Origin of the sequence: Hydrogenophaga aromaticivorans, assembly GCF_013387465.1 — a bacterium.
Classification (GTDB): Bacteria; Pseudomonadota; Gammaproteobacteria; order Burkholderiales; family Burkholderiaceae_C; genus Hydrogenophaga; species Hydrogenophaga aromaticivorans.
The window spans coordinates 50,639-58,861 of sequence record NZ_VYGV01000016.1 but is presented as its reverse complement, the minus strand read 5'-3'; the positions used below and the strand labels follow the sequence as shown (position 1 = coordinate 58,861).

Annotated in this window: 12 protein-coding genes; 7 read left to right on the top strand and 5 right to left on the bottom strand. The window is 65.8% G+C overall.

Annotated features, from left to right (window positions below):
• Together F3K02_RS27620 and F3K02_RS17180 are read right to left on the bottom strand one after the other, a co-directional pair.
• The coding region (locus F3K02_RS27620) for a GMC family oxidoreductase (RefSeq protein ID WP_246309563.1) at positions 1-756 on the bottom strand (756 nt) is incomplete at its 3' end.
• A 7-nt stretch (positions 757-763) separates the two neighbouring features.
• The gene (locus F3K02_RS17180; RefSeq protein WP_177136861.1) at positions 764-1,048 is read right to left on the bottom strand and encodes a putative signal transducing protein; all 285 of its coding nucleotides are present in this window, start codon (positions 1,046-1,048) and stop codon (positions 764-766) included.
• A 146-nt stretch (positions 1,049-1,194) separates the two neighbouring features.
• On the opposite strand from F3K02_RS17180, the gene F3K02_RS17175 reads away from it, so the two are divergent.
• On the top strand, positions 1,195-2,136 hold the full coding sequence (locus tag F3K02_RS17175; protein ID WP_177136860.1) for a LysR family transcriptional regulator: 942 nt from the start codon (positions 1,195-1,197) through the stop codon (positions 2,134-2,136).
• An 87-nt stretch (positions 2,137-2,223) separates the two neighbouring features.
• Here F3K02_RS17175 and F3K02_RS17170 read toward each other — a convergent pair whose 3' ends face one another.
• Positions 2,224-2,430: a ribbon-helix-helix protein, CopG family gene (locus F3K02_RS17170; protein WP_177136859.1), complete on the bottom strand. Its 207-nt coding sequence runs from the start codon at positions 2,428-2,430 to the stop codon at positions 2,224-2,226.
• Between the two features lie 47 nt (positions 2,431-2,477).
• Positions 2,478-2,828, bottom strand: a complete 351-nt coding sequence (locus F3K02_RS17165; RefSeq protein WP_177136858.1) for a hypothetical protein — start codon at positions 2,826-2,828, stop codon at positions 2,478-2,480.
• A gap of 160 nt (positions 2,829-2,988) precedes the next feature.
• On the opposite strand from F3K02_RS17165, the gene F3K02_RS17160 reads away from it, so the two are divergent.
• The 6 genes from F3K02_RS17160 to F3K02_RS17135 all read left to right on the top strand — a co-directional run bounded on the left by F3K02_RS17160 (position 2,989) and on the right by F3K02_RS17135 (position 7,918).
• A complete protein-coding gene (locus F3K02_RS17160; protein ID WP_177136857.1) occupies positions 2,989-3,747 on the top strand; it encodes a YoaK family protein in 759 nt (252 codons plus the stop codon).
• Positions 3,744-4,121, top strand: coding sequence for a hypothetical protein (locus F3K02_RS17155; protein WP_177136856.1), 378 nt, complete (start codon positions 3,744-3,746; stop codon positions 4,119-4,121). The genes F3K02_RS17160 and F3K02_RS17155 overlap by 4 nt, the downstream gene beginning before the upstream one ends.
• Positions 4,118-4,912, top strand: coding sequence for a fused MFS/spermidine synthase (locus tag F3K02_RS17150; RefSeq protein ID WP_177136855.1), 795 nt, complete (start codon positions 4,118-4,120; stop codon positions 4,910-4,912). The genes F3K02_RS17155 and F3K02_RS17150 overlap by 4 nt, the downstream gene beginning before the upstream one ends.
• On the top strand, positions 4,909-6,558 hold the full coding sequence (locus tag F3K02_RS17145; protein ID WP_177136854.1) for a SulP family inorganic anion transporter: 1,650 nt from the start codon (positions 4,909-4,911) through the stop codon (positions 6,556-6,558). Before F3K02_RS17150 ends, F3K02_RS17145 begins: the two co-directional genes overlap by 4 nt.
• Positions 6,559-6,591: 33 nt before the next feature.
• Positions 6,592-6,810 carry a PhnA domain-containing protein gene (locus tag F3K02_RS17140; RefSeq protein ID WP_177136853.1) on the top strand — a complete coding sequence of 73 codons (219 nt, stop codon included), beginning with the start codon at positions 6,592-6,594 and terminating at the stop codon, positions 6,808-6,810.
• A 76-nt stretch (positions 6,811-6,886) separates the two neighbouring features.
• The gene (locus F3K02_RS17135; RefSeq protein ID WP_177136852.1) at positions 6,887-7,918 is read left to right on the top strand and encodes an isocitrate/isopropylmalate dehydrogenase family protein; all 1,032 of its coding nucleotides are present in this window, start codon (positions 6,887-6,889) and stop codon (positions 7,916-7,918) included.
• A gap of 37 nt (positions 7,919-7,955) precedes the next feature.
• On the opposite strand, the gene F3K02_RS17130 is transcribed toward F3K02_RS17135, so the two are convergent.
• Complete coding sequence (locus F3K02_RS17130) at positions 7,956-8,102, bottom strand: hypothetical protein (RefSeq protein ID WP_177136851.1); 147 nt, start codon at positions 8,100-8,102, stop codon at positions 7,956-7,958.
• Positions 8,103-8,223: the final 121 nt, after the last annotated feature.

Here is an 8,223-nt window from a genome sequence, read left to right as displayed (position 1 = left end):
GCGCAGCGCGCCGCGGGCGTCGCGCTCCAGCCGCAGGCGCTCCACCTGGGTCTCGGTCCAGACCGTGAGGTTGGGCCGGTGCATCACCGGGCGCAGAAACGCCTTGCTCGCGTTCCAGCGCCAGCCGGCTTTCTGGTTCACCTCGAAGTAGCCCACACCCTCGTTGTCGCCGGTGTTGAAGTCGTCCGTAGCCGGGATGCCGGCCTGCTGCGCGGCCAACGCAAAAGCATCGAGCACGTCCCAGCGCAGGCGCTGCTTTTCGATGCGCCATTCGCCGGTGCTGCCCACCGCCTTGTTGCCGTGCAGCAGCGTGAAGGCGGGGTTGCTCAGGCTCTCGTTCGCGGCGTCCAGGCGGTAGTGGTCTTCGTGCGCCCGGAAGTCGGGCAGGCTGTTCTGCCAGCGCCAGTCGGCGTCGCCCGTGAGCTGCGCCCACTGGTCGTAGTCGCGTGCCTGGCCGCGCATGTAGATCATGCCGTTGATGCTGGAGCAGCCGCCCAGGCCCTTGCCGCGCGGGTAGCGCAGCTGGCGGCCGTTGAGGCCCGGGTCGGGCTCGGTCTGGTAGAGCCAGTCGGTGCGCGGGTTGCCGATGCAATACAGGTAGCCCACCGGGATGTGGATCCAGTGGTAGTCGTCCTTGCGGCCGGCTTCGACCAGCAACACGCGGCGCGACGGATCGGCCGAGAGCCGGTTGGCCAGCAGGCAGCCGGCCGTGCCGGCGCCGATGACGATGTGGTCGAAGGTGGTTGTGTCGCTCATGGTGGGTTCACTCGTTTGGCAAGCTGTCGTCGGGCAGGCTGAAGTCGCCGCGCTGGTAGGCCGCCACCGCCGCCTCGGCTTCGGCAAAGCGGTGCGCGGGCACCAGCACGCGCACCGGGATCGCGCCGGCCAGCAGGGTGTGCGCCTGCACCAGGTGGGCGTCGGCCACCACCGCGGGTACCCCGGCGGACTGCAGGCAGCCGCGCAGCAGGTAGGCCTCGGTCGGGCTGAAGAAGGTGGCCAGCGTCTGCCAGTCGCCTTCGCCCGGGTCGTAGGGGCTGTCTCCGTGCATGGTCAGGGGCGCCAGCGTAGGCGCTGGGTATTTGAAATGCTCATGGTCGGCTCCCAGGAATGGCGCGAGTTTGTGGACCAGCTGCGCAAAAGTCCAATGAAATCGCCAGCGGCTTGGTATAAGTCTGGCAAATAAAGCGAGCGCCCATGACCCAGCCCACATTCCCTAGCGCCCTGCCCGGCCGGCTGCCCACGGTGGACCCGCAGACCCTGCGCGCCTTCGTGGCCGTGGCGCGCGAAGGCAATGTGTCGCGCGCCGCGTTGCGCCTGCACCTGAGCCAGCCGGCGGTGAGCCTGCAGCTCAAAACCCTGGCGGAAGCCACCGGCCTGGCGCTGTTCACCCGCACGCCCCAGGGCATGGCGCTCACGCACGACGGCGCCGCCCTGCTGCCCATGGCCGAGCGCGCGCTCGCCACCCTGGCCGACTTCGGCCAGGCCGCCGCCGCCCTGCACACCACCGTGCGCGGCACGCTGCGCATCGGCACCATCCTCGACCCGGAGTTCACGCGGCTCGGCGCGTTCCTGAAACAGCTCGTCGAGTCCAGCCCGCAGGTGGGCACCGAGCTGCGCCAGGGCATGAGCGGCGACGTGCTGGCGCAGATCGCGCGCGGCGAGCTCGACGTGGGCTTCTTCCTCAACCTGCCCGACGACCCGGTGGGCGCGCCCTACCGGCTGCGCGCACTCACCCGCTTCACCTACCGCGTGCTCGCGCCCGCCGGCTGGGGCCCGCAGGTGCGCGGCAAAGACTGGAAAGCCCTGGCCGCCCTGCCCTGGCTTGCCACCCCACCGGCCAGCGCCCACCACCGGCTGCAGCGCCGCGTGTTCGGACCCGGCTCGCTCACCGGGCTGGAGCCCCGACGCGTGGCCCTGGTGGACCAGGAAGCGTCCATGCTCGACCTGGTGAAAAGCGGCGTGGGCCTGAGCCTGGTGCGCGACGCCATCGCCATGCGCGAAGCCCAGGCCCGCGGCCTGGTGGTGGCCGACCAGGTGGCGCTGGAATGCGACCTGAGTTTTGTTTGTCTGGCCGAACGCGCGGGGGAACCGGTGATCACGAGTGCCTGGGGGGCGCTGGAGGCGGTTTGGGGGTGAGGCTTGTGCTCGGGTTTCGTGTTTCGACCCAGAGGCGCCTGTGGCGGTTCTTCGGGTGGACGACCTGTCTACCTTGGAATTTGACGATCAGGACTGCTCGATCTTTTCCGCATCCAAGGCCGCTTGAGCCGCGCCGCTGGGTACAAAACCCTCGCCATGGCTGGCCAGATAGTCGCGGATCAGGCGCCGCACGACCTGGGACGGGGTGACGTCCTGGCGCGCACACAGGCTTTCGAAGGCTTTTTTCTTGGCCGGGTCGATGAGGACGGTCAGACGGGCGGTTTTGAGCTCCATGTGGGCATTCTATGTAAATGGGATGTGTGTGTCGCCGGGTCCGTACTTCAGTAGCGGCCCATCCAGCGGCGGTCGAAGGCCGATTCGGGCTTCGCGCTGTCGGGTGCCAGGGCCAGCGCCTCCCGGGGTGCTGCGTGGATCGGCCCGATAGCGGGTCGCCCGGGCTGCTCGGCAGTGTCTTCAACCTGGAATGCCCGGTCTTCCAGATCGGGATCGAGCACGACCAACACCTCTTTGAAGTGTGGCAAGAGCACCCCGGCCAGCGCGGGTGTGCCTGGCGATACCTCCCGCTGATCGATGAGGTTGGCGGACTTCAGCGCATACCAGAGGCGCAGATTCACACGGATGCAGCGCGGGTGTCGGGCGCGCAGGCTTCGCTCAAGGGCGGACAAGGACATGGCATTCAACCTTTCTGGGCCGGCGGAGCGGGGCGTTCGGGCTGGTCCCGGACACGCTCCGACAAACGGCTCTATATGATCATCATATGATAATAGTATTGAAATCATCAGCAAATCATATTTAACATTAAGATGTGTTGAAGACACATAATTCAAGCTCATGATCCGAAGCCTGACGCACATAGTGCGCACCCGCCGCGCAAACCGCCAGTTGGGCGGCTTGCTGGCGTTCGTTGCGGGCGCGGCCAATGCGGGTGGTTTTCTGGCGATCCAGCGCTACACCTCTCACATGACGGGCATCGTCTCGGAGATCGCCGACAACCTCGTGCTCGGGAATTTTTTTCTGGGCGCGGCGGGACTGGCCGCTCTTTGCGCTTTTGTGGCGGGTGCGGCCACGACGGCGGTGCTGGTGAACTGGGCGCGGCGCCGGCACCTGCACAGCGAATACGCCTTTTCGCTGATGCTCGAGGCCGTGTTGTTGCTGCTGTTTGGCCTGCTGGGCGCCAACCTCAATGTGCTGGTGGGCATCTTCCTGCCCACCACGGTGCTGGTGCTGAGCTTCATCATGGGGCTACAGAACGCGATCGTGACCAAGATATCCAAGGCCGAGATCCGCACCACGCACATGACCGGCATCGTGACCGACCTGGGCATCGAGCTGGGCCGCCTCTTTTACTGGAACCGCACCCACGCGGGCAACCTGGTGCATTTCGTGGAAGCCGACCGCGACAAGCTGGGCATCCACGCCTCCATTCTGGGTCTGTTTTTCGCCGGGGGACTGGCGGGCGCGCTGGCGTTCAAGCAGGTGGGCTTTGTGGCCACGGTGCCGCTGGCGCTGGTGCTGAGCGCTGTGGCGGCGCCGCCGCTGTGGCAAGACCTGGGGGATTGGTTGCGCCGACAGGACAGGGCGCGCACATGAAAGCAGCCCGAGTCTTTGTACCGGCGTCCGACGCGGTCGAAACGATGGCCATCACCTTCCGGCCCATGGGCGAGGTGCGCACCAGGCCCGTCGCCACGGCCTGGCTGGACGGCAGCTTCGTGCGGTGGTCCTCGCCCTGCCTGGACGAGAGCCACCAACACGGTGACTTCAAAGCCTTTGAGCACCGCTTCGGGGACTGTGCCTGCGCATTTCCGGCCTTCATGCGTGCCATGAACTGGCTGGACTCGGTGTGCTTCGCCGCCTCAGGCCTGGAAGAAGTGATCGCAGCCTGCAAAACCAACCCGGAATATGGCTTGGTCTGTGTCCGCGCGGAGGGGCCCATCGAATCGCCAGGCAAGGGGGAATCCACATGACCTGGGACATCGAATCCGCACTGCAACAGGCCGCGGTCAACGCCGGCCTGACTTTGCGGCAGGTGCGGATCGATCACGATCGTTTCGAGCGGGCGCTGCGCTTTGGCGCGACCGACGTGCAAAGCGCCATGGACTTGCGCAATCCCGACCACCTGGTGCTGAACTACACACGGCTGATGATGGGGTTCGTGCTGTTTCAACCCCGGCCCCTGAACATGCTGATGATCGGACTGGGCGGCGGATCGTTGCCCAAGTTCTGCCACCGGCACTTGCCGGGCACCGACATCACCGTGGTGGAAATCGACCCGCGGGTGATTGCGCTGCGGGACCAGTTTGAGGTGCCGCCGGATCAGCAAGATTTTCGCGTGGTGCAGGCCGATGGGGCGGACTTCGTCGCTGCCATGGACGATGCGAGCTACGACGTGATCATGGTCGACGGTTTCGATGCCGAAAGCATGTCGCCCGCGCTGGGCACCTACAACTTCTATGCGCATTGCGCCCGCCTCCTGACCACCGGCGGTGTCATGGTCTGCAACCTGCACGAACTCGATCTCCACTTTGGCGCCTATCTCGAGCGCATCGCCCTGAGCTTTGACGGCAGCACCCTGGCGGTGGCCACGAGGGAGTACGGCAACAGCGTGGTGTTTGCGCGCAACGACACGAGTGTCTGCACGCGCTTGCCCAAACACCTGCAACGGCCGTCGGGCATGTCGGAACCGGCGTGGACCGACATCAAGGCCGATGTGCACACCGTGCTCCGGGAGGCCAGGAGCACCCAGGCGTTCGCATGATCACCATCCTCGAAGCCAAGCGCTCGGGCCAGTTCGGCAAGGGGCGGCTGTTGCCCAACATCGTGGCCGGCGTCATCGTCGGCGTGGTGACGCTGCCGCTGGCCATGGCCTTTGCGATCGCTTCGGGCGCACGGCCCGAACAGGGCATCTACACCGCCATCATCGGCGGCTTCATGGTGTCGCTGCTGGGCGGCAGCCGGGTGCAGATCGCCGGGCCCACCGGCGCCTTCATCGCCATCCTGGCGGGCGTCACGGCCAAGTACGGCATCGACGGCCTGCGCGTGGCCACACTGATGGCGGGCTTCATCCTGCTGCTCATGGGCGTGGCCAAGATGGGGGCGGTGATCCGCTTCATCCCGGCGCCGGTGGTGGTGGGTTTCACCAGCGGCATCGGCGTGATCATCTTCGTCGGCCAGTGGCGCGATTTTCTGGGCCTGCCGGCCACCGGCGGCGAGCATTTCCACGAGAAGCTGCTGCACCTGCTGGGCGTGATCACGCAGGTGCATGTGCCGACGCTGGCGATCGGTGTGCTGAGCCTGCTACTGGTGCTGTATTCGTCGCGCGTCCGCGGCATGGCGCGCGTGCCGGGGCCGCTGACGGCGATGGTGGTGGCCACGGTGATCCAGTCGGTCTGGAAGATTCCTGGGGTAGCCACCATCGGCACCGCCTTCGGTGGCATCCCGCTGGGCCTGCCGGACTTTTCCATCCCCACGGTGACCTTCACGCAGATGATTCAACTCATCGGGCCGGCTTTCACCATCGCCATGCTGGGCGCCATCGAGTCGCTGCTGTCGGCGGTGGTGGCCGACGGCATGACCGGTATCAAACACGACTCAAACCAGGAGCTGGTCGGCCAGGGCCTGGCCAACATCGTGGCACCGCTGTTCGGTGGCTTCGCTGCCACCGGCGCCATCGCCCGCACCGCGACCAATGTGCGCAACGGCGGCACCAGCCCGTTGGCCGGCATCACGCACACGCTGACATTGGTGGCGGTGATCCTGTTCCTGGCGCCGCTGGCGCAGAACATCCCGCTCGCCGCGCTGGCGGCCATCCTGTTCGTGGTGGCCTACAACATGAGCGAGATTCCGCACTTTCTGCACATCCTGCTGCGCGCGCCAAGGGCCGACGGGTTGATCCTGGTCATCACCTTCGTGCTGACGGTGTTTGCCGATCTGGTGGTGGCCGTCAATGTGGGCGTGATCCTGGCGACGCTGCAGTTCCTGCGCCGAATGGCCGCGTCGGTGGAGGTGCACGCGGTGGAGGAGGGCGACCTCAAGTCCACCCTGCACGGGCTGGGACAGACGGCGCTGCCCAAAGGCGCGCTGGTCTACGAGATCAATGGCCCCTTCTTCTTCGGCGCGGTGGAAAGTCTGGAGCGCATGCTGCTGCAGACCCGCACCGACCCGAAGGTGCTGATCCTGCGTCTGCGGCTGGTGCCGTTCATGGACTTCACCGGCCTGCAGGCGCTGCAGGACGTGGTGCGCAAGCTGCAAAAGCGCGGTGTGCGCGTGATGCTGTGCGAGGCCAACCACCGCGTGCGCGCCAAGCTCTGGAAGAGCGGCGTGCTCGACACCGTTGACGAGGGCGACTACGCGGACGACCTGGCCGGTGTGCTGCGCCGGCTGCCGGACGACCTGGCTGCTTGATTCTTCTTTTTAACGTTCGTTCTCTGTTGCCCCATGAGGTTCCCGCCCTGCCCGACATGCCAGTCCACCCTCACCTACACCGACGGAGAGCTGCTCATCTGCCCCGAGTGCGACCACGAGCGGAGCGCCAGCGCGCCCACCGAGAACGCAGAACCGGTGACGGTCTGGAAAGACGCCGTGGGCAATGTGCACTGCAAGGTGGACGGCGTGGGGGCGATGCAACTGAAGTCATCCGTGGTCAAGAAGGCCTGAAACAGCGTATCTTTCCTGCGTGCCTGCCTGATGCGCGGGCAACCACCCCAACAACCCCTTTGCCAGGACCTATGCCATGACCACCTTGATCCCTGCCACCCTGATCCCCGGCGACGGCATTGGTCCTGAGATCATCGATGCCACGCTGGCAGCCCTGGACGCCCTCAAGGCGCCTTTCGCCTGGGACCGACAGATTGCGGGTCTCGAATGCGTCAAACAAGCCGGGGACCCGCTGCCACAGGCCACCCTCGACAGCATTCGCCGCACGCGCCTGGCGCTCAAGGGGCCGCTGGAAACGCCCTCGGGCGGGGGCTACCGCTCGTCGAACGTTCGGCTGCGGGAAGAGTTCAAGCTCTACGCCAACCTGCGCCCAGCCCAGACCATCATTCCCGGCGGTCGTTTCGACAAGATCGACCTCGTTGTGGTGCGCGAAAACCTGGAGGGCCTGTACATCGGACACGAACATTTCGTGCAGATCGATGACGATCCACATGCCGTGGCCATGGCCACCGGCATCAACACCCGCGCGGGAAGCCGCCGTTTGCTGGAGTTCGCGTTCGAACACGCTGTTGCGACTGGGCGCAAGAAGGTCACGATCGTGCACAAGGCCAACATCATGAAAGCCCTCACCGGCATCTTTCTGGAGACCGGCCTTGAGTTGTACGAACGGAAGTACAAGGGCCAGTTCGAACTGGACACCGTCATCATTGATGCCTGCGCGATGAAGCTGGTGCTCAACCCGTGGCAGTTCGACATGCTGGTCACCACCAACCTGTTCGGCGACATCCTGTCTGATCTGGTCGCTGGTCTGGTCGGCGGGCTCGGCATGGCGCCCGGCGCCAACATCGGTGCCGACGCTGCCATCTTCGAAGCCGTGCACGGCTCAGCACCGGACATCGCTGGCAAGGGGATCGCCAACCCCACCGCCCTGCTGCTCGCCGCCGCGATGATGCTGGACCATGTCCAGCTCACAGAAAAGGCCACGCAACTGCGTCAGGCGCTCGACGCGACGCTGAACATCGACAAGGTTCGGACCGGTGATCTGGGTGGCAAGGCCAACACGGCGGAATTCACCCAGGCCCTGGTCAGCCGCATCGCAAACGGCTGAGCGCTGGCTTCGAAGCCATCGAAACCTCGCTATTCCCTCACTGGTTGGGATCGGCCTGCGGCGGCTGTACGCTGGAACCGGTCGATGATGTGGCGAATTTCTTGTCGAACGGATGACTGGAAGTGGCCGACACCTGCCCGACGTAGGCTTCACAAGCGCCCGAAAAGTGCTTCCATGCGCTCATCTGACGGTCATCTTCACGTGCACGGTTCGTCTCCCGCGCCAACGGACCGCCGCTCCCCGCGACGGCCCAGGTAGGGCAACGCGAACAAGTACAGCCCCGTCAACAGCAGCAGGCTCAGGGG